General features: G+C 71.0%; 18 protein-coding genes. 2 read left to right on the forward strand and 16 right to left on the reverse strand.

Features of this window, described 5'->3' with window-relative positions; translation table 11 throughout:
• Positions 1-52: 52 nt before the first annotated feature.
• From ACZ7LT_RS01485 to ACZ7LT_RS01500, 4 genes are all read right to left on the reverse strand, one after another.
• Positions 53-520: a GNAT family N-acetyltransferase gene (locus ACZ7LT_RS01485; protein ID WP_471232737.1), complete on the reverse strand. Its 468-nt coding sequence runs from the start codon at positions 518-520 to the stop codon at positions 53-55.
• Positions 520-1,461: an RluA family pseudouridine synthase gene (locus tag ACZ7LT_RS01490; protein ID WP_471232739.1), complete on the reverse strand. Its 942-nt coding sequence runs from the start codon at positions 1,459-1,461 to the stop codon at positions 520-522. The genes ACZ7LT_RS01485 and ACZ7LT_RS01490 overlap by 1 nt, the downstream gene beginning before the upstream one ends.
• 42 nt (positions 1,462-1,503) lie before the next feature.
• Complete coding sequence (gene lspA, locus ACZ7LT_RS01495; protein ID WP_471232741.1) at positions 1,504-2,073, reverse strand: signal peptidase II; 570 nt, start codon at positions 2,071-2,073, stop codon at positions 1,504-1,506.
• A gap of 69 nt (positions 2,074-2,142) precedes the next feature.
• On the reverse strand, positions 2,143-2,709 hold the full coding sequence (locus ACZ7LT_RS01500) for a TraR/DksA family transcriptional regulator (RefSeq protein WP_471232743.1): 567 nt from the start codon (positions 2,707-2,709) through the stop codon (positions 2,143-2,145).
• On the opposite strand from ACZ7LT_RS01500, the gene ACZ7LT_RS01505 reads away from it, so the two are divergent.
• Both ACZ7LT_RS01505 and ileS read left to right on the forward strand, forming a co-directional pair.
• Positions 2,690-3,088, forward strand: a complete 399-nt coding sequence (locus ACZ7LT_RS01505) for a hypothetical protein (protein WP_471232745.1) — start codon at positions 2,690-2,692, stop codon at positions 3,086-3,088. The genes ACZ7LT_RS01500 and ACZ7LT_RS01505 overlap by 20 nt on opposite strands.
• 538 nt (positions 3,089-3,626) lie before the next feature.
• Positions 3,627-6,770, forward strand: a complete 3,144-nt coding sequence (gene ileS / locus ACZ7LT_RS01510; protein WP_471232747.1) for an isoleucine--tRNA ligase — start codon at positions 3,627-3,629, stop codon at positions 6,768-6,770.
• Between the two features lie 701 nt (positions 6,771-7,471).
• Here ileS and ACZ7LT_RS01515 read toward each other — a convergent pair.
• The 12 genes from ACZ7LT_RS01515 to ACZ7LT_RS01570 form a co-directional block, all read right to left on the reverse strand.
• Positions 7,472-8,578 carry a DivIVA domain-containing protein gene (locus tag ACZ7LT_RS01515; protein ID WP_471232749.1) on the reverse strand — a complete coding sequence of 369 codons (1,107 nt, stop codon included), beginning with the start codon at positions 8,576-8,578 and terminating at the stop codon, positions 7,472-7,474.
• 55 nt (positions 8,579-8,633) lie between these two features.
• Entirely contained in the window at positions 8,634-8,924 is a 291-nt protein-coding gene (locus ACZ7LT_RS01520) for a YggT family protein (RefSeq protein ID WP_471232751.1), read from the reverse strand.
• A gap of 70 nt (positions 8,925-8,994) precedes the next feature.
• A complete protein-coding gene (locus ACZ7LT_RS01525; RefSeq protein WP_471232752.1) occupies positions 8,995-9,618 on the reverse strand; it encodes a cell division protein SepF in 624 nt (207 codons plus the stop codon).
• Between the two features lie 141 nt (positions 9,619-9,759).
• Positions 9,760-10,497, reverse strand: a complete 738-nt coding sequence (locus ACZ7LT_RS01530; RefSeq protein WP_471232754.1) for a YggS family pyridoxal phosphate-dependent enzyme — start codon at positions 10,495-10,497, stop codon at positions 9,760-9,762.
• 10 nt (positions 10,498-10,507) lie between these two features.
• A complete protein-coding gene (gene pgeF, locus ACZ7LT_RS01535; protein WP_471232756.1) occupies positions 10,508-11,239 on the reverse strand; it encodes a peptidoglycan editing factor PgeF in 732 nt (243 codons plus the stop codon).
• Positions 11,236-12,450: a cell division protein FtsZ gene (gene ftsZ / locus ACZ7LT_RS01540; protein ID WP_471232758.1), complete on the reverse strand. Its 1,215-nt coding sequence runs from the start codon at positions 12,448-12,450 to the stop codon at positions 11,236-11,238. The genes pgeF and ftsZ overlap by 4 nt, the downstream gene beginning before the upstream one ends.
• A 280-nt stretch (positions 12,451-12,730) precedes the next feature.
• Positions 12,731-13,525, reverse strand: a complete 795-nt coding sequence (locus tag ACZ7LT_RS01545; protein ID WP_471232760.1) for a cell division protein FtsQ/DivIB — start codon at positions 13,523-13,525, stop codon at positions 12,731-12,733.
• A 13-nt stretch (positions 13,526-13,538) separates the two neighbouring features.
• Positions 13,539-14,633 carry an undecaprenyldiphospho-muramoylpentapeptide beta-N-acetylglucosaminyltransferase gene (gene murG, locus ACZ7LT_RS01550; RefSeq protein ID WP_471232761.1) on the reverse strand — a complete coding sequence of 365 codons (1,095 nt, stop codon included), beginning with the start codon at positions 14,631-14,633 and terminating at the stop codon, positions 13,539-13,541.
• Positions 14,634-14,639: 6 nt separating this feature from the next.
• Positions 14,640-15,983, reverse strand: a complete 1,344-nt coding sequence (gene ftsW / locus ACZ7LT_RS01555; RefSeq protein ID WP_471232762.1) for a putative lipid II flippase FtsW — start codon at positions 15,981-15,983, stop codon at positions 14,640-14,642.
• 50 nt (positions 15,984-16,033) lie between these two features.
• Positions 16,034-17,461, reverse strand: a complete 1,428-nt coding sequence (gene murD / locus ACZ7LT_RS01560; protein ID WP_471234758.1) for a UDP-N-acetylmuramoyl-L-alanine--D-glutamate ligase — start codon at positions 17,459-17,461, stop codon at positions 16,034-16,036.
• On the reverse strand, positions 17,458-18,528 hold the full coding sequence (mraY, locus tag ACZ7LT_RS01565) for a phospho-N-acetylmuramoyl-pentapeptide-transferase (RefSeq protein WP_019885535.1): 1,071 nt from the start codon (positions 18,526-18,528) through the stop codon (positions 17,458-17,460). Before mraY ends, murD begins: the two co-directional genes overlap by 4 nt.
• Positions 18,525-19,949: a UDP-N-acetylmuramoyl-tripeptide--D-alanyl-D-alanine ligase gene (locus tag ACZ7LT_RS01570; protein WP_471232764.1), complete on the reverse strand. Its 1,425-nt coding sequence runs from the start codon at positions 19,947-19,949 to the stop codon at positions 18,525-18,527. The genes mraY and ACZ7LT_RS01570 overlap by 4 nt, the downstream gene beginning before the upstream one ends.
• Positions 19,950-19,951 lie beyond the last annotated feature (2 nt).

Here is a 19,951-nt window from a genome sequence, read left to right on the forward strand (position 1 = left end):
CACCGTAGCCGGGCAGCCTGACGATCTCCTAGAAAATACTTTCGATACACGCCTAGAGCGCGCGCCGCATCGCGCGGTGCGGGATGCCGGCGTCCGGGAACTCGGGGCCGTACGCGGCGTAGCCCAGCCGTTCGTAGAAGCCGAGGGCCTGGGTCTGGGCGTGGAGGTCGACGGCGCTCAGGCCGCGGGCGCGGGCCGCGTCCTCGATCGCCCGGACCAGGGCGGCGCCGACGCCGAGGCCGCGCGCCGCCTTCGACACGGCGAGCCGGCCGAGGGAGCCGACACCGCTCTCGCCGCCGGTCTTGCCGGCCGCGTCGGGACCGTGGAGGAGCCGTCCGGTGCCCAGCGGGAGGCCGTCGGCACGTATCGCGAGCAGGTGGACGGCTGTCGCGTCGTACCGGTCGTACTCGATCTCCTGCGGGACGCGCTGCTCGACGACGAAGACGTCCTTGCGGACGGCGAAGCACGCCTCACGGTCGGCCGGGTCGGTGGCCTCGCGCACCACGTAGGAGGAGGGCATCAGTGGCTCTCCGCGGCGATCCGGTCCAGGGCGTCCTGCAGGTCCTGCGGGTAGGCGCTCTCGAACTCGACCCAGCGGCCGTCGGAGGGGTGCTCGAAGCCGAGCCGCATGGCGTGCAGCCACTGCCGGGTCAGGCCGAGGCGCTTGGCCATGGTCGGGTCGGCGCCGTAGGTGAGGTCGCCGACGCAGGGGTGGCGGTGGGCGGACATGTGCACCCGGATCTGGTGGGTGCGGCCGGTCTCCAGCTTGATGTCGAGCAGGGAGGCCGCGCGGAACGCCTCGATGAGGTCGTAGTGGGTCACGGACGGCTTGCCGTCGGCGGTCACGGCCCACTTGTAGTCGTGGTTGGGGTGGCGGCCGATGGGGGCGTCGATCGTGCCGCTCATCGGGTCGGGGTGGCCCTGCACGAGCGCGTGGTACCGCTTGTCGACGACGCGGTCCCGGAACTGCGCCTTCAGCAGGGTGTAGGCGCGCTCGGACTTGGCGACGACCATCAGGCCGGAGGTGCCGACGTCGAGGCGGTGCACGATGCCCTGGCGCTCGGCGGCGCCGGAGGTGGAGATGCGGTAGCCGGCCGCGGCGAGGCCGCCGATGACCGTGGTGCCGGTCCAGCCGGGGCTGGGGTGGGCGGCGACGCCGACGGGCTTCACGATCACGACGATGTCGTCGTCGTCGTGGACGATCTCCATGCCCTCGACGGGCTCGGCGACGATCTGCACGGGTGCCGGGGCGCCGGGCATCTCGACCTCGAGCCAGGCGCCACCGCTGACCCGCTCGGCCTTGCCCACCACCGAGCCGTCGACCTGCACCTTCCCGGCGCCGGCCAGCTCGGCCGCCTTCGTGCGGGAGAACCCGAACATTCGGGCGATGGCGGCGTCGACGCGCTCGCCCTCCAGGCCATCGGGAACGGGCAGCGTACGGATCTCGGGAATCGTGCTCACCCGTCGAGTATGCCGGACGCCACCGACACCCCGGTCCGCCGATCAGTCCTTGTGGACCGTTCCGTCCGGGTCCAGGCCCTTGAAGGACAGGATCACGATCAGGAACCCGCCGCACACGATCGCCGAGTCGGCGAGGTTGAAGACCGCGAAATGGGCGGGTGCGATGAAGTCGACGACCGCGCCCTGGAAGACGCCGGGCGAGCGGAAGATCCGGTCGGTGAGATTGCCGAGCGCGCCGCCGAGCAGCAGTCCGAGCGCGATCGCCCAGGGCAGGCTGTAGAGCTTGCGCGCGAGCCGGGCGATCACCACGATCACGGACGCCGCGATCACCGTGAAGATCACGGTGTAGGCCTCGCCGATGCCGAAGGCGGCGCCGGCGTTCCGCATCGCCCTGAACTGCAGCACGTCACCGATGATCTCGATGGGCTCGTGGTGCTCCAGCTTCGCGACCACGATCATCTTGCTGACGAGGTCGAAGAGGTAGGCGATGACCGCGACCGTGAAGAGCACGGCGATCCTGCGCCTGCCCCTGGTCTGCGGGGCGGCGGGGGTCGCCGACTCCTCGGCTCCTGCTGAATCCGGCGTACCGATGATGCGCTCCGCCTCTGCCACGTGAGTCCCTCAACCTAGGTGCCTGACTGTGCACGAGGGTACGGCACACCTGTACGGGCCCGGGACGGCTCAGCCGCGCCGCTCCTGCTTCTGCTTGTCCTCCACGCAGAGGGTGGCCCTGGGGAAGGCCTGCATCCTGGCCTTGCCGATCGGATTGCCGCAGATCTCGCAGAGGCCGTAGGTGCCCGTGTCGAGCCGTTCGAGCGCGTGCTCGGTCTGCTCCAGCATCTCGCGGGCGTTGGCGGCCAGGGACATCTCGTGTTCGCGGGTGATGTTCTTGGCGCCGGTGTCGGCCTGGTCGTCCCCGGCGCCGTCGCCGGAGTCCCGCATGAGGCCGGTGAGGGCGGCCTCGGAGGCGCTGAGCTCGTTCCGGAGCCGGGTCGCCTCCTTCTCCAGGCCCTCGCGGGCCTCGGCCACCTCGGCCGGGGTCCATGGCTCCTCTCCGGGCCGTACAGCGAGCTCTCCGGGCGCGACCGGGGAGGTACGGGCCGGAGGCACCGCACTCGCCGCGGCGCCGCCCTCGGCACCGGCCGTCGTGGTCACACCCGCGGTCTTCTTCGCTGCCACCGTCCTGGCTCCCGTCTGCTGCGCGGTCGTGGTCTTCTTTGCGGCCTTCTTGGCCGCGGTCTTCTTCACGGGCGGCGCCTTCCTGGCGGGCGCCTTCCTGGCCGCCGTCGTGGTCTTCGCAGTGGTTTTCTTCGTGGCCGGCGTCTTCGTGTTCTTCGTGTTATTCGTTTCCGCGGTCTTCGCCGTCTCCGTGGTGTTCGCGGTCTTCGTGCTCGTCGTCTTCGAGGTCGTGGAAGCGGTGCTCTTCGTGGCTGCGGTCTTCTTGGCCGTCGACTTCTTCGCTGTGGACTTCTTCGGCGCCGCGGTCGTCGTCCCGGCGGCCTTCTTCGTGGCCGTGGAGTTCTTCCCGGTCACGTCCTTGGCCGCGGCCGCCGCCGTCTTCTTCGCGGCGGACTTCTTCGCGGCGGTCTTCTTCGCCACCATGTCGCGGCCCCTTCACATTTTGTGATCTTGCTCGCGAATCGTGCTGGGACGATAAATCGACCCCAGCCCCGCGGCAACGGGGCACGCCGCCCACCGGGCCCTCCTTGCGCTCGTGACGCGGCGAGCCTGCATCCGTTGTGCCCAGCTCCCCGCCCTGTAATCCGTCATCGGGGCCCCGCCACGGCCCGCGGTCGCCCGTATGGCCATTCGGGTCACGGCCGGGCCGCCGGGGCGCCCCGCCGATAACCGGTCGGCCGAGCGGCGCCCCGGCCCGTACACTGGGCGCAGCGAAAGGCGTGGATGGGGACGAGTAGCGTCGTACGCAGCCATGAGCGACCCGGGGACGGTGCGAGCCCGGGGGCGAGCGCGATGTGAAGGATCACCCCGGAGCCGCCGGAAGAAAACCCGCAGGTGAGAGATCCGGTGGGCGACTAGACCCGGCTCGCGGCCCCAATGAGGGGGCGGTGCCTCGTGCACCGCCAAGGAGGGTGGTACCGCGGGAGCGCAGAGCTCTCGTCCCTCCGACGGAACGACGAACAGTCCCGCCGGAGGAGAGACCGACGATGACACCGCCGCAGTACCGCCAGGTGCCCGCCCAGGTCGACCTGCCCGCGCTCGAGCACGCCGTGCTCGACTTCTGGCGCGAGAGCAAGGTCTTCGCGAAGTCCCTGGAGCAGTCCGAGGGCCGCCCGGAGTGGGTGTTCTACGAGGGCCCGCCGACCGCCAACGGCATGCCCGGCGCCCACCACATCGAGGCCCGCGTCTTCAAGGACGTCTTCCCGCGCTTCCGGACCATGCGCGGCTACCACGTGGCCCGCAAGGCCGGCTGGGACTGCCACGGCCTGCCGGTCGAGCTGGCCGTGGAGAAGGAGCTCGGCTTCTCCGGCAAGAAGGACATCGAGGCGTACGGCATCGCGGAGTTCAACGCGAAGTGCCGTGAGTCGGTGACCCGGCACACGGACGCGTTCGCGGAGCTCACGACCCGGATGGGCTACTGGGTCGACCTGGACGACGCGTACCGCACCATGGACCCCTCGTACATCGAGTCGGTCTGGTGGTCGCTCAAGCAGATCTTCGACAAGGGCCTGCTGGTCCAGGACCACCGGGTGGCTCCCTGGTGCCCGCGCTGCGGCACCGGCCTGTCGGACCACGAGCTGGCCCAGGGATACGAGACGGTCGTCGACCCGTCGGTCTTCGTCCGCTTCCCGCTGACCTCCGGCCCGCTGGCCGGCGAGGCGGCGCTGCTGGTGTGGACGACCACGCCTTGGACCCTGGTGTCCAACACGGCGGTGGCGGCCCACCCCGAGGTCACCTACGTGGTGGCGACGAACGGCACGGAGCAGCTGGTCGTGGCCGAGCCGCTGGTTGCCAAGGCCCTCGGAGAGGGCTGGGAGGTCACGGGCCGCAGCTTCACCGGCGCCGAGATGGAGCGCTGGACCTACCAGCGCCCGTTCGAGCTGGTCGAGTTCCCGGACACCGCGCACTTCGTCGTCAACGCCGAGTACGTCACCACCGAGGACGGTACGGGTCTGGTGCACCAGTCCCCCGCGTTCGGTGAGGACGACCTCAAGGTGTGCCGCGCGTACGGGCTGCCGGTGGTGAACCCGGTCCGTCCCGACGGCACGTTCGAGGAGGACGTGCCGCTGGTGGGCGGGATCTTCTTCAAGAAGGCGGACGAGAAGCTCACCGCGGACCTCCAGGAGCGCGGTCTGCTCTTCCGGCACATCCCGTACGAGCACAGCTACCCGCACTGCTGGCGCTGCCACACGGCGCTGCTGTACTACGCGCAGCCGTCCTGGTACATCCGTACGACCGCGGTGAAGGACCGGCTGCTGGAGGAGAACGAGCGGACCAACTGGTTCCCGGACTCGGTCAAGCACGGGCGGTTCGGCGACTGGCTGAACAACAACATCGACTGGGCGCTGTCCCGTAACCGCTACTGGGGTACGCCGCTGCCGATCTGGCGCTGCGAGGAGAACCACCTCACCTGCGTCGGCTCGCGCGCCGAGCTCACCGAGCTGACCGGCTCGGACCAGTCCTCGCTGGACCCGCACCGTCCGTACATCGACGACGTGACCTTCCCGTGCCCCGAGGACGGCTGCGCGCTGACCGCGGTGCGGGTGCCAGAGGTGATCGACGCCTGGTACGACTCGGGTTCGATGCCGTTCGCGCAGTGGGGCTACCCGTACAAGAACAAGGAGCTGTTCGAGAGCCGGTATCCGGCGCAGTTCATCTCCGAGGCGATCGACCAGACCCGCGGCTGGTTCTACACGCTGATGGCGGTCGGCACGCTGGTGTTCGACAAGTCGTCGTACGAGAACGTGGTCTGCCTGGGGCACATCCTCGCCGAGGACGGCCGCAAGATGTCCAAGCATCTGGGCAACATCCTGCAGCCGATCCCGCTCATGGACCAGCACGGCGCGGACGCGGTGCGCTGGTTCATGGCGGCCGGCGGTTCGCCGTGGGCGGCCCGGCGCGTGGGTCACGGCACGATCCAGGAGGTCGTGCGCAAGACGCTGCTGACGTACTGGAACACGGTGGCCTTCCAGGCCCTGTACGCCCGTACGTCGGGCTGGGCGCCGAGCGCGGCGGACCCGGCGCCGGCCGAGCGTCCGGTGCTCGACCGCTGGCTGCTGAGCGAGCTGCACGCGCTGGTGGACCAGGTGACGCAGGCGCTGGAGGGGTACGACACCCAGCGTGCGGGCAAGCTGCTGTCGGCGTTCGTCGACGATCTGTCGAACTGGTACGTGCGGCGGTCGCGGCGGCGGTTCTGGCAGGGCGACAAGGCGGCGCTGCGGACGCTGCACGAGGTGGTGGAGACGGTGACGCGGCTGATGGCGCCGCTGACGCCGTTCATCACCGAGCGGGTGTGGCAGGACCTGGTGGTGCCGGTGTCGCCGGAGGCCCCGGAGTCGGTCCATCTGTCGACCTGGCCGGAGGCGGACCTGTCGGCGATCGACCCGGAGCTGTCGGCGCAGATGGCGCTGGTCCGTCGTCTGGTGGAGCTGGGCCGGGCCACGCGCGCGGAGTCGGGTGTGAAGACCCGCCAGCCGCTGTCGCGGGCGCTGGTGGCGGTGGCGGGCTTCGAGTCGCTGTCGCCGGAGCTGCACGCGCAGATCACCGAGGAGCTGAACGTGACCTCGCTGGCCTCGCTGGCCGAGGTCGGCGGCTCGCTGGTGGACACGACGGCCAAGGCGAACTTCCGGGCGCTGGGCAAGCGCTTCGGCAAGGGCGTCCAGGACGTGGCGAAGGCGGTGGCGGCGGCGGACGCGGCGGCGCTGTCGCTGGCGCTGCGCTCGGGTGAGGCGTCGCTGGAGGTCAACGGCGAGACGATCACGCTCACGCCGGAGGAAGTGATCATCACGGAGACGCCGCGGGAGGGCTGGTCGGTCGCGTCGGACGCGGGCGCGACGGTCGCCCTGGACCTGGAGATCACCCCCGACCTCCGCCGGGCGGGCCTGGCCCGTGACGCGATCCGCCTGATCCAGGAGGCCCGCAAGAACAGCGGCCTGGACGTGGCGGACCGGATCGCGCTGCGCTGGCGGTCGACGGACGCGGAGGTCGAGTCGGCGCTGTCGGACCACGCGTCGCTGATCGCGGACGAGGTCTTGGCGACGGAGTTCACGACGACGCCGGCGGACGACACGTTCGGCTCCACGTTCACGGACGAGGGCCTGTCGCTGACGTTCCGCCTCCGCAAGGCGTAGCCCGCACCCTGCGCCGGGCCCGCCCGCCCCTTGGTGGGCGGCCGGGCCCGGGTGTTTTCCCCCACCCACCCTCCCCAAAACTCTGACGAGACCGGGGCGGGGCCCCGTGCCCCGGGGGCGGGCGACACCCGGGGGGTGGGCGGGGCTGTGGGGCGCGCCTAGGCCCGGAGGCGCCGGCCCGGGTGTTTCCCCACCCCTCCCCCAACGCCCTGGGGGCGTGGGGGGGTGGGGGGCCCCCACTTCCCGAAACTCTGACGAGACCGGGGCGGGGCCCCGTACCCCCAGGGGCCGGCGGCGCTGCGCGCGCCGAAGGCGCGGGCGACATCCGGGGGCCGGGGCCGGACCCGGCCCCGAAGCGCACGGCGCGGGGCCCGTGCTCGGGGGGCGGGCCCCGTACCCCCCGGGTCGGCGGCGCTGCGCGCGCCGAAGGCGCGGGGCCCGTACCCCGAAGCGTGTGCGCTGCGCGCGGCGCGGCGAAGCCCCCGGGCGGCGCCCGGGCCGACTCGGCCTGCGGCGCGAAGCTGCCGCCTTTGGGGTCTGGGGCGGAGCCCCAGTTCGGGAAGGGGTGGGGTGGGGGAGAGGCCCGCCGCAGGCGCAGCCCGCCCATGCCAAAGGGCCGGGCCCAGGACTCTCGTCCTGGGCCCGGCCCTTTGGTGCGACGCCTGCCGACGGCTACGCGCTCAGCGCGCCCGTGGGCGCCGTCAGTTGTCGTCCTCGTCGATCAGGAAGCCGCGCATCGGCGACGGGGCCTGCTGCATCGGCTGCGGGGCCTGCGGGCGGACCGGGGCCATCGGCTGGGTCATCGCCGGGGACATCTGCTGCTGGCCGCCGTAGGACGGGGCGCCCATCGAGGGGCCGGAGCCCATCGACTGGTTGCCGCCGTAGGACGGGGCGCTCGCGCCGGCCGAGGCCATCGACGGGGACGGCGGCAGCGACGCGGTCGCCGGGGTCCGCGGCGGGGCCAGCGAGTCGTCGGCCTGGGTCTCCAGCTGGCGCAGCTGCGACTCCAGGTACGACTTCAGGCGCGTACGGTACTCACGCTCGAAGCCCCGCAGGTCCTCGACCTTCCGCTCCAGCGTGGCGCGGGCGGACTCCAGGGAGCCCATCGCGACGCGGTGCTTCTCCTGCGCGTCCCGCTCCAGCGCGTCGGCCTTGGCGCGGGCGTCCCGCTCCAGGCCCTCGGCGCGCGAACGCGCCTCGCCGACGATCTTGTTGGCCTCGGAGCGCGCCTCGGCGATCGCCTGGTCGGCGGTCTGCTGGGCGAGCGAGAGCACGCGCGCGGCGCTGTCGCCGCCGGGGCCCTGGGCGGGCTGCTGCATCTGCGGCTGCTGGAGCTGCGGAGCGTGACCCATCTGACCACCCATGGGTCCGCCCATCGGGCCACCCATCGGACCGCCCTGCATGGGGCCGGGGCCGTGCGGGCCCTGCGGGCCGCCCTGCATCGGGCCGGGGCCGTGGCCCGGGCCGGCGGGAAGCTGGGGGGCACCGGACGGCAGCTGCGGCGGGCCCATCTGCGGGGGCTGCTGCTGCACCGGCGGACCGGATATGGCGGCGGGCACAGGGGCGCCCGGACCGACGGGCCGGTCCTGCTGCTCCGGAGGCTTGCGCATGCCCTGCTGCTGGTTCTGCGCGGCGGCACGCGTCGCGGCGGCCAGCTTGGCGCGCAGGTCCTCGTTCTCGCGGAGCAGGCGGGTCAGTTCGGCCTCGACCTCGTCGAGAAAGGCATCGACCTCGTCCTCGTCATAGCCTTCTCGGAGGCGGACGGTCGTGAACTGCTTGTTCCGCACGTCCTCGGGGGTCAGGGGCATCTCTTCTTCACCTCTACGTAGTCGTCGGCAGTCGGCAAGACCGTATCGTCCACATTCACCTCGCGAAGCTGCTCACGATGGAGATCAAGATGTAGACGATGATCATCAGAACGAAGAAGGACAGGTCGAGTGCCACGCCCCCGAGACGCAGCGGCGGAATGAACCGCCGCAGAAGCTTGAGCGGTGGATCGGTGACAGTGTAGGTGGCCTCCAGAATGACCACCATCGCCTTGCCGGGTTGCCATGAACGGGCGAACTGGAAGACGTAGTCCATGACCAGCCTGAAGATCAGCACGATGAGGAAGCACATCAGCGCGATGTAGACCACCTGTAGTGCGACGCCCATCCCGCGCTTCCCTCTCCCCTGGCTCTCGTCTTACCGGCCTCGCGGCCGGGCCGTTCCCGGTGTCGTGTTCTCAGCTCTGGTTGAAGAATCCGCCCTCTGCGATACGGGCCTTGTCCTCCGCCGTGACATCGACGTTAGCAGGAGACAGGAGGAACACCTTCTGCGTCACGCGCTCAATGCTGCCATGCAGCCCGAAGACGAGTCCCGCGGCAAAGTCGACAAGTCGCTTCGCGTCGGTGTCGTCCATCTCGGTCAGGTTCATGATCACGGGGGTGCCCTCGCGGAAGTGTTCCCCGATGGTACGGGCCTCGTTGTAGGTCCGTGGGTGGAGTGTGGTGATGCGGTAGGGCTCCCGCTCGGACACGACCTTGGGCATGATCACCGGTGCGTTCTTCTCCAGGTTCGGTCGTTCAGGTGTGATGGATGCCACGGGGGCGATTCGTGCCGGACGTCCGTTATCGGCGGGAAGCGCAGCGGCGTGGGGCACCGGCTCCCGCTGGGCGGGAGGCTGTACGACTCGTACCGGTTCCTCCCGCTCCACCTGGTGCGGGGCCGGGTGGCGGCGCCGCTCGCGCTCGGGCTCCGGCTCCAGCTCGGGTTCGAAGTCGTCGTCGGGGTCGAAACCCCGGCCGTCGTACCCATCGTCCTCCACGAGGCCGAGGTAGACCGCCATCTTGCGCATCGCGCCGGCCATTCTCTGAGTCCTCCGCTCTGTGGTGGATCGCCCTACTGGCCAATGTCGCAGCGTCACCAAGTGCCCGCGATCCACTCGGTCTACCCACTTTTCAGTGGGAATGACCATATTTTCTGCTGTGGTCCGACTTGCTTCGCGACGTTACCCGAGCCGGGGGCGCTCTCCGAGTACCGCCGTACCGATGCGCACATGTGTCGCTCCGGCCGCCACGGCCTCTTCGAGGTCCGCACTCATCCCTGCTGACACCATGTTCGCAGCAGGACGGGTCGCGCGCAGGCGGGATGCGAATTCCATCAGCCGCTCGAACGCCGCCTGTTGCCGGCCCGCGAACGGTCCGGCGAGCGGCGCGACGGTCATCAGTCCGTCGAGCCGCAGTCCCTCGGCGGCGTCCACCGCCGCGGCCAACTCCTCGATGCCGTCGGGGGCGACACCGCCGCGCGCGCCGCGCTCCCCCGCCTCGGCGTCGAGCGCGACCTGGACGAGGCAGCCGATCTCGCGCCCCGCCTTCACCGCCGCCGCGGACAGTGCGTCGACCAGTCTGATCCGGTCGACGGACTGCACCACATCGGCATAACCCACCACGGAACGGACCTTATTGGTCTGCAACTGGCCCACGAAGTGCCAGGTGAGGTCAAGATCCGCGCACGCGGCGGCCTTCGGAGCGGCGTCCTGGTCGCGGTTCTCGGCGACGTGCCGGACACCGAGCTCGTGCAGCAGCCGCACGTCGCTCGCGGGGTAGGTCTTGGTGACCACGATCATGGTCACCTCCTCCCGCTTGCGTCCGGCGGCCGCGCAGGCGGCGGAGATACGTTCCTCCACCCGCGCCAGGTTCGCCGCGAGTTCGTCCCTGCGATCGGTGTGATCGGTTCGATCGGTCATGCCGTGTGCCTCATCCGTCCAGCCAGACATATCCGGCGAGCCGCCCCGTGGTGCGGTCCCGGCGGTACGAGTAGTGGTCGCCCGATTCCAGGGTGCAGACCGCGGACGCCGCCCGGTCCCGTACGCCCAGTGCGTCGAGCTGGGCGTGGACGCCGGCGGTGACGTCGACGGCCGGGGTGCCCCAGCTGGTCTCGGACCAGGCCGCCGGTTCGACCGCGGCGACCTCGGCCCGCATCGTCTCGGGGACCTCGTAGCAGCGTCCGCAGACCGCGGGCCCGGTTCTCGCGGTGATCCGGGAGGGCTCGGCGCCGAGTTCGATCATGGCGCGCACGGCGGCGGGGACGACTCCGGCGACCATTCCGGGCCGGCCCGCGTGGGCCGCGGCGACCACGCCCGCGACCGGGTCGGCCAGCAGGACCGGGGTGCAGTCGGCGGTGAGGACGGCGAGGGCCAGTCCGCGCCGGGCGGTCACCACCGCGTCGACACCCGGGATGTCGTCCGTGGTCCAGGGGCCCTCGACGACGGCGACGTCCGGGCCGTGGACCTGGTTCATCCAGACCACCCGCGCCGGGTCGAGCCCCAGGGAGGCGGCGGCCCGCTCGCGGTTGGTCCGTACGGCGGCGGGCTCGTCCCCCACCGCTCCCCCGAGGTTGAGCTGCTCGTACGGAACGGCGCTCACCCCGCCCCACCGGTCGGTGAAGGCGAAGTGGGCGCCGCTCACGTGATCGTGCTGCCCTATCACTTCAAGAAGTCCGGGACATCCAGCTCTTCGGCCGAGGTGTCCGGGTACGGGCGGGCCGGCGGGACCACCGGCGGGGTGACCGGTGTGGCCGGGGTCTCGCTCGCGACCGGAGCCGGGTCGGCCGGGGCGGCCGGGGGCTCCTCGCGGGAGGTGACCGTGCCGAGCCCGCCGATGGGGCGGGGCTCGCTCGAGCGGGTGGCCGGCGCCGGCTCCTCGCGCTTGGCGGCGGCCGAGCCGAGGATGTTGTCGCGGCGGGCCGGCGGCTGGCCGCCGTCGAAGCCGGCCGCGATGACCGTGACCCGGACCTCGTCACCGAGGGCGTCGTCGATGACGGCGCCGAAGATGATGTTCGCCTCCGGGTGGGCGGCCTCGCTCACCAGCTGGGCGGCTTCGTTGATCTCGAAGAGACCGAGGTCGGAGCCGCCGGAGATGGAGAGCAGCACGCCCCGGGCGCCGTCGATGGAGGCTTCCAGGAGCGGCGAGGAGATCGCCATCTCGGCCGCGGCCACCGCGCGGTCGTCGCCGCGGGCCGAGCCGATGCCCATGAGCGCCGAACCGGCCTCGGACATGACCGACTTGACGTCGGCGAAGTCGAGGTTGATCAGACCCGGGGTGGTGATGAGGTCGGTGATGCCCTGCACACCGCTCAGCAGGACCTGGTCGGCCGACTTGAAGGCGTCGAGAACCGAGACCTGGCGGTCCGAGATGGACAGCAGTCGGTCGTTCGGGATGACGATGAGGGTGTCGACCTCTTCGCGGAGCTCGGCGATGCCGTCCTCCGCCTGGTTGGCGCGGCGGCGGCCTTCGAAGGTGAAGGGGCGCGTGACGACGCCGATCGTCAGGGCGCCGAGCGAGCGCGCGATGTTGGCGACGACGGGTGCGCCGCCAGTGCCGGTGCCACCGCCTTCACCGGCGGTGACGAAGACCATGTCGGCCCCCTTGAGGACCTCCTCGATCTCCTCACGGTGGTCCTCTGCCGCCTTGCGGCCGACTGCCGGGTTGGCCCCGGCGCCGAGGCCGCGGGTGAGTTCGCGGCCGACGTCGAGCTTGACGTCGGCGTCGCTCATCAACAGGGCTTGCGCATCAGTGTTGATCGCGATGAACTCGACGCCCTTGAGGCCCACCTCGATCATTCGGTTGATGGCATTGACACCACCGCCGCCGACACCGATGACCTTGATGACTGCGAGGTAGTTCTGCGGTGCTGCCACGTCGAAGGCCTCTCGCCTCGAGTTACGTGTCGCCGCTGCGCGGTGGTAGACGCGTCGCGACGACGGATGCCGAATGGGACGGTCCGAAACGCCGACCCAAACCCTAACGTTGAAGTTTAGGGTTACCAGTGTGTCTGTTCGCTGGACTCTTCCGAACAGGACACTAAGTCGACAAGTGGCGCACGTTCAACGAACACGCCGAACCTCCCGTTTTTCTTTTCACCCTATGTGATCACCCATAGCGCTGACCAACCAGGGTGCTGGCCAGCACGGATGTGCGTCAACTCCGCGACGCGGCCGGGGCACTCGGGGCGCTCACATCGAAGTGCCCCGCTTTGGGCGCGGCCTTCATCAGGGCGGTCAGGACCCGTGCCTTGGCGGCGCCCTCCTCGCCGCTGCCCCAGAACACGGTGCGGCCCCGGCCTAGCTCCAGGGTGATGGAGTCGTACGAGGTCATGGTGATGACACGGACGTCCTCCGCGATGTCTCCGGGGAGTTCGCCCGTCACGCCGACGGCCTCGGCCAGCAGCCGGTCGGTGTCGAAGCGGCGCAGGCTCGGGGAGCGCTCGGCGGCCAGGCGGAGCAGGGGGACGCCGGGGGGCGCCTTGTCGACCGTGGCGAAGCGCACGCCCTTCGCGTCCACTTCTGTGAACTTTCCGCCCTTTTCGATGAGGAGGACCGGCTTTCGTTCGGTCACTTCCAGAATGATTCCGTGCGGCCAGGAACGGCTGGCTTCCACCGTGTCGATCCGGGGCAGTTCGCGGCGCAGCCGGTCCTCGATGGCTCCCGTCCCGACGGAGATCAGGGGGTCGCCAAGGGGGACGTCCGCGGCGGACGCCACCTCACGGGCCGTCAGGACCTCGACGCCGGAGACCCGGACATGTTCGGCGCGGAGCCAGGTGGAGCCGTAGAGGACCCAGACCGCGCCGGCGGCGAGGGCGAGGGTGAGCGCGCTCAGCAGGAGGGTACGCAGGCTGGGGAGGCGGCGGCCGGCCGGTTCTCCCGGGCGGGACGGCCGGCCCGACGACCCCTTCGGTGTGCGCGCGCCCCGTTCGGCGGTCGTCGGTCCGGCCACGTCCCCTGCCTTCCTACGCCTGTCGGCGTGCGGCGATCGCCTCGTACACCATGCCGACGAGGAGGTCGTCGGCGTCCCGGCGGCCGAACTCGGCGGCGGCGCGGGACATCTCGTACAGCCGGTGCGGATCGGCGAGCACGGGCAGGACGTTGGTCTGCACCCACTGCGGGGTCAGCTCCGCGTCGTCGACCAGCAGTCCGCCGCCGGCCTTGACCACCGGCTGGGCGTTGAGCCGCTGTTCGCCGTTGCCGATGGGCAGCGGGACGTAGGCGGCGGGCAGGCCCACGGCGGAGAGTTCGGCGACGGTCATGGCGCCGGCGCGGCAGAGCATCATGTCGGCCGCGGCGTACGCGAGATCCATCCGGTCCACGTACGGTACCGGGATGTAGGGCGGCATTCCCGGCATGTTGTCGACGCGCGGCAGTTCGTTCTTCGGGCCGACCGCGTGCAGGATCTGGATTCCGGAGCGCTGGAGCACCGGGGCGATCTGCTGGATCACCTCGTTGAGGCGGCGGGCGCCCTGCGAGCCGCCGGAGACGAGCAGCGTGGGCAGGCCGGGGTCGAGGCCGAAGGCGGCGCGGGCCTCGGGGCGGACCCGGGCGCGGTCCAGGGTGGCGATGGAGTGGCGCAGCGGGATGCCGATGTAGCGGGCGCCGCGGAGCTTGCTGTCAGGGGTGGCGACGGCGACCCCGGCGGCGTAGCGCGAGCCGATCTTGTTGGCGAGGCCGGGGCGGGCGTTGGCCTCGTGGACGACGATGGGTACGCCGAGCCGCTTGGCGGCGAGGTAGCCGGGCAGGGCCACGTAGCCGCCGAAGCCGACGACGCAGTCGGCCTTGGTGCGTTCCAGGATCTGCTCGGCGGCCTTGATGGTGCCGCGCAGCCGTCCGGGGACGGTGATCAGCTCCGGGGTGGGCTTGCGCGGCAGTGGCACGGCGGGGATGAGCGCCAACTCGTAGCCACGCTCGGGTACGAGCCTGGTCTCCAGGCCCTTCTCCGTGCCGAGGGCCGTGATTCCCACGCTGGGGTCCTGCCTGCGCAGGGCGTCCGCGAGGGCGAGCGCGGGCTCGATGTGGCCGGCGGTCCCCCCACCGGCGAGTACGACATGCACCGAAATTCACCGCTCTCCGGACGGACGCTTCTTGACGCGCCGTCGCATCGACTTCCATCTCACCCCGGCTCGCCTGCCCACGGAGGGCCGGCGCATGGCCAGGGCCGCTTTCGCGGCGGGATCCTCTCGCGCGAAGGCGATCAGCAGCCCGACGGCGAACATGGTCGGCAGCAGGGCCGATCCACCGTAGGAGAACAGCGGGAGGGGGACACCGGCGATCGGCAGCAGACCGAGCACCGCACCGATGTTGACCACGGCCTGGGCCGTGATCCAGGTGGTCACGCCTCCCGCGGCATACCTGACGAAGGGATCCTCCGTGCGTCCGGCCACGCGGATACCCGCATAGCCTAGAGCCGCGAACAGGGCCAGCACCGACAGCGTCCCCGCGAGACCCAGTTCCTCCCCGGTGACGGCGAAGATGAAGTCGGTGTGAGGTTCGGGTAGTTGGCCCCATTTTTCCACACTTGCACCGAGACCGGAACCGAACCATCCGCCCGATGCCAGAGCATAGATGCCGTGCACGGCCTGGAAACACTCGCCCTTGGGCCCGAGGTCCGTCGCGCCGACGCAGTCGAAGCGGGAGAGCCGGTTCGCGCTGGTCTGGATCAAGAGCGCGCCGACCGCGCCGGCCACCCCGAGGACGCCCGCGAAGAGCCGGGTGGGCGCGCCTGCCAGCCAGAGCAGGCCGAACAGGATCGCGGTGAGGATGATCGCCGTACCCATGTCGCCGCCGAGCATGATGAGGCCGAGCAGCAGGAAGGCGACCGGCACGAGCGGCACCAGCAGGTGTTTCCACTGGGTCAGCAGCCGCCGGTCCTGTTTGCGGGCGAGCAGGTCGGCGCCCCACAGGATCAGCGCGAGCTTGCCGAACTCGCTGGGCTGGAGCTGGAAGGGCCCGCCGAGGTAGAGCCAGTTCTGGTTGCCGTTGACCGACATCCCTATCCCGGGGACCTGCACCAGGGCCATCAGGAAGACGCTGCCGACCAGCAGCGGGTAGGCGAGGGCGCGGTGGAGCCTGGAGGGCATCCGGGAGGCGATGAGCAGCAGGACGGTGCCGATGGCGGCGGCGAGGAACTGTTTGCGGAAGAAGTACGTGGCGCCCTTGTCCAGCTCCAGGGCCTTGATCATGGAGGCTGAGTAGACCATGACGAGGCCGAGGACGGTGATCAGCAGCCCGGCGCCCAGGATGACGTAGTAGGCGGTCAGAGGCCGGTCCCAGGCCCGTCGTGCCTGTTCGTAGAGGCGCCTCGCGCCGGAGCCGCGCGGGGGCCGCGACGCACCGGGCCGCCGGCCGCCGGAAGCCGACGGCCCGCGGGTACGGGCGGCGTGCGCGGTGTCGTGCGGCGCCATGATCGCTGTCCCCTCCAGTCGTGCCCGGCGCGGCCGGGCCTGATGGCTGGTCAGTCGCGCGCGGCGGCGAGCGCCCGGACCGCTTCCGCGAACGCCTCGCCTCGCTTGTTGTAGTTGGTGAACATGTCCATCGAGGCGCACGCCGGGGCCAGCAGCACCGTGTCCCCGGGCCGGGCGAGCCGGGCCGCCTCCTGGACCGCCGCCGACATCGCCCCAGTGTCGGTCCGGTCGAGGTCGACGACCGGGACCTCGGGCGCGTGTCGCGCGAGGGCTTCGGCGATCAGGGCCCGGTCCTGGCCGATCAGGACGACACCGCGCAGCCGCTTGGCGGCCTTCTCGACGGTCGCGTCGAAGGTCGCGCCCTTGGCGAGGCCGCCGGCGATCCAGACGATCGGTTCGTAGGCCGCCAACGACGCCTCGGCGGCGTGGGTGTTGGTCGCCTTGGAGTCGTCGACGTAGGCGACGCCGTCGATGTTCTCGACGTGCTCGATGCGGTGGGCGTCGGGGCGGAAGGCCCGCAGTCCGTCCCGTACGGCCGAGGCGTCGACGCCGAAGGCGCGGGCGAGAGCGGCCGCGGCGAGGGCGTTGGCGATGTTGTGCGGGGCCGGGGGGTTGATGTCGGAGATCTGCGCCAGCTCCTGGGCCTGCTTCTGGCGGTTCTCGACGAAGGCGCGGTCGACGAGGATGTCGTCGACGACGCCGAGCTGGGAGGGGCCGGGCGTGCCGAGGGTGAAGCCGATGGCCCGGCAGCCCTCCTCGACGTCGGCCTCGCGCACCAGGTCCTCGGTGGCGGGGTCGGCCGCGTTGTAGACGCAGGCGACGGTGTTGCCCTCGTAGATACGGCCCTTGTCGGCGGCGTAGGCCGCCATGGAGCCGTGCCAATCCAGGTGGTCGGGGGCGAGGTTGAGCACGGCGGCCGAGTGGGCCCGCAGCGACGGCGACCAGTGCAGCTGGTAGCTGGAGAGTTCGACGGCGAGCACGTCGTACGTCTCCTCGCCGAGGACCGCGTCGAGCAGCGAGACGCCGATGTTGCCGACGGCGGCCGTGCGCAGTCCCGCGGCCTCCAGGATGGAGGCGAGCATCCGTACGGTCGTGGTCTTGCCGTTGGTGCCGGTGACCGCGAGCCAGGGGGCCGGTTCACGGCCGTCCAGTCCGCGCAGCCGCCAGGCCAGTTCGACGTCGCCCCAGACCTCCACGCCCGCCTCGGCGGCGGCCGCGAAGAGCGGTTTGTCGGGCCGCCAGCCGGGGGTGGTGACGATCAGTTCGGTGCCGGACGGCAGGGTGTCCCCGTCGCCGAGGCGGACGGTGACCCCGGCGGCCTCCAACTGGGCCGCCTGGGCCCGGGAGCGTTCGTCGTCGCCGTCGTTGACGACGGTCACGTCCGCGCCGAGGCCGTGCAGGACGCGGGCGGCGGGGATGCCGCTCACGCCCAGGCCGGCGACGGTGACCTTCTTGCCCTGCCAGTCCGGGGTGCTCACTTGTCCGCTGCCCATCCCGCGTAGAAGAGGCCGAGGCCGACGATCACGCACATGCCCTGGATGATCCAGAACCGGACCACCACAAGGACTTCGGACCAGCCCTTGAGTTCGAAGTGGTGCTGGAGCGGCGCCATCCGGAAGACCCGCTTGCCGGTCATCTTGAAGGAGCCGACCTGGATGACCACGGACATCGTGATCATCACGAAGAGGCCGCCGAGGAGGGCGAGCAGCAGCTCCGTACGGGAGCAGATGGCCAGACCGGCCAGCGCGCCGCCGAGGGCGAGGGAGCCCGTGTCACCCATGAAGATCTTGGCGGGCGAGGTGTTCCACCACAGGAAGCCGAAGCAGGCGCCCATCAGGGCGGAGGCGACCACGGCGAGGTCCAGCGGGTCGCGCACCTCGAAGCAGGCGTTGGGGTTGGTCAGCGTCATCGCGTTGGCGCAGGACTCCTGGAACTGCCACAGCCCGATGAAGGTGTAGGCGCCGAAGACCATCACGGAGGCGCCGGTGGCGAGGCCGTCCAGACCGTCGGTGAGGTTCACGCCGTTGGACATGGCCAGGATCATGAAGAGCGCCCAGACCACGAACAGCACCGGTCCGATGGACCAGCCGAAGTCGGTGATGAAGGAGAGCTTCTCGGAGGCCGGGGTCAGGCCGCGGAAGTCGGCGAACTGCAGCGACAGCACCGCGAAGGCGATACCGACGATGAGCTGGCCGGCCATCTTGGCCTTGGCCCGCAGACCGAGCGACCGCTGCTTGACGATCTTGATGTAGTCGTCGAGGAAGCCGACCAGTCCCATGCCCGCCATCAGGAAGAGCACCAGGACGCCGGAGTACGACGGGTCCTCGCCGGTGATGACCTTGGCGAGCGCGTACGCGATGAGCGTGGCCAGGATGAAGGAGATACCGCCCATGGTGGGCGTGCCCTTCTTGCTGCCGTGGGTGCGCGGGCCGTCGTCCCGGATGAACTGCCCGTATCCCTTGCGGGCCAGCAGCTTGATGAGCAGCGGGGTACCGATCAGGGTCAGGAAGAGCCCGATGGCCCCCGCGAAGAGGATCTGCCTCATCGGCCGGCGACCTCGCTCTCGGAGTCGAGCAGTGCCAGGGCGACCCGCTCGAGACCGACCGACCTGGACGCCTTCACCAGCACGACGTCTCCCGGGCGCAGCTCACTGCGCAACAGGTCGACCGCCGCCTGCGCGTCGGACACGTGCACCGACTCCTCACCCCACGAACCCTCGTTATATGCGCCCAGTTGCAGCCAGGACGCTTCCCTGCCCCCGACCGCGACGAGCTTGCTGACGTTGAGCCGGACGGCGAGCCGTCCGACCGCGTCGTGCTCGGCGAGCGACTCGTCGCCGAGCTCGGCCATCGGGCCGAGCACCGCCCACGTACGACCCCCCTGGGCCTGTGCGGCCTTGCCCATGGCCGCGAGCGCGCGCAGGGCGGCTCGCATGGACTCGGGGTTCGCGTTGTAGGCGTCGTTGACGACCGTCACGCCGTCCGGACGCTCGGTGACCTCCATGCGCCAGCGCGACAGGGTGCCTGCCTCGGAGAGCGCGGTGGCGATCTCGTCGACGGGCATGCCCAGCTCATGGGCGACGGCGGCCGCGGCGAGCGCGTTCGACACGTGGTGCTCACCGTACAGGCGCAAGGTCACGTCGCTGCACCCGGTGGGTGTGTGAAGACTGAAAGAGGGCTGACCATTCGCTGTGAGCCGGACATTCTCGGCACGTACGTCGGCGTCGTCGGCCTCGCCGAACAGCGTCACGCGCGCGTGGGTCCGCCCGGCCATGGCCCGTACGAGGGGGTCGTCGGCGTTGAGGACGGCCACGCCGCCCGCGTCGGCGGCCGGCAGGGCCTCGACGAGTTCGCCCTTGGCCTGGGCGATCTGGGCGCGGCCGCCGAACTCGCCGATGTGGGCGGTGCCGACGTTGAGGACGAGTCCGATCCGGGGCGGGGTCAGTCCGGTGAGGTAGCGGATGTGGCCGATGCCGCGGGCGCCCATCTCCAGGACGAGGTGGCGGGTCTCCTCGCTCGCGCGCAGCGCGGTGAGGGGCAGGCCGATCTCGTTGTTGAGGGAGCCGGGGGTCCACACGGTCGGCGCGTGGTGCTGGAGGACCTGGGCGATCAGGTCCTTGGTGGAGGTCTTGCCCGCCGAGCCGGTGAGGGCGACGACGTCGGTGCCGAGGCGTTCGACGACATGGCGGGCGAGGGCGCCGAGGGCTGCCTGGACGTCGTCCACGACGATGGCGGGCACCTGGACGGGGCGGGTGGCGAGCACCGCCGCCGCGCCCGCCTCGACGGCGCGCCGCGCGTAGTCGTGGCCGTCGGCGTGCTCGCCCGCGAAGGCGGCGAAGAGGCTGCCGGTCTGCACCTCACGGGAGTCGATGACGACGGGGCCGGTGACCAGGAGGTCCGGATCCGGTATGTCGTACGACTGCCCGCCGACGACTGCGGCGATCTCGGCGAGGGAGAGGGCGATCACAA

It is taken from the genome of Streptomyces sp. NPDC039465 (genome assembly GCF_055639315.1).

Coding starts and splice junctions, on each gene's coding strand:
- ACZ7LT_RS01485 (WP_471232737.1), bottom strand. CDS start 520: ATGCCCTCCTCCTACGTGGTGCGCGAGGCCACCGACCCGGCCGACCGT.
- ileS (WP_471232747.1), top strand. CDS start 3,627: ATGACACCGCCGCAGTACCGCCAGGTGCCCGCCCAGGTCGACCTGCCC.
- ACZ7LT_RS01515 (WP_471232749.1), bottom strand. CDS start 8,578: ATGCCCCTGACCCCCGAGGACGTGCGGAACAAGCAGTTCACGACCGTC.
- ACZ7LT_RS01520 (WP_471232751.1), bottom strand. CDS start 8,924: ATGGGCGTCGCACTACAGGTGGTCTACATCGCGCTGATGTGCTTCCTC.
- ACZ7LT_RS01525 (WP_471232752.1), bottom strand. CDS start 9,618: ATGGCCGGCGCGATGCGCAAGATGGCGGTCTACCTCGGCCTCGTGGAG.
- ACZ7LT_RS01530 (WP_471232754.1), bottom strand. CDS start 10,497: ATGACCGATCGAACCGATCACACCGATCGCAGGGACGAACTCGCGGCG.
- ftsW (WP_471232762.1), bottom strand. CDS start 15,983: ATGGCGCCGCACGACACCGCGCACGCCGCCCGTACCCGCGGGCCGTCG.
- mraY (WP_019885535.1), bottom strand. CDS start 18,528: ATGAGGCAGATCCTCTTCGCGGGGGCCATCGGGCTCTTCCTGACCCTG.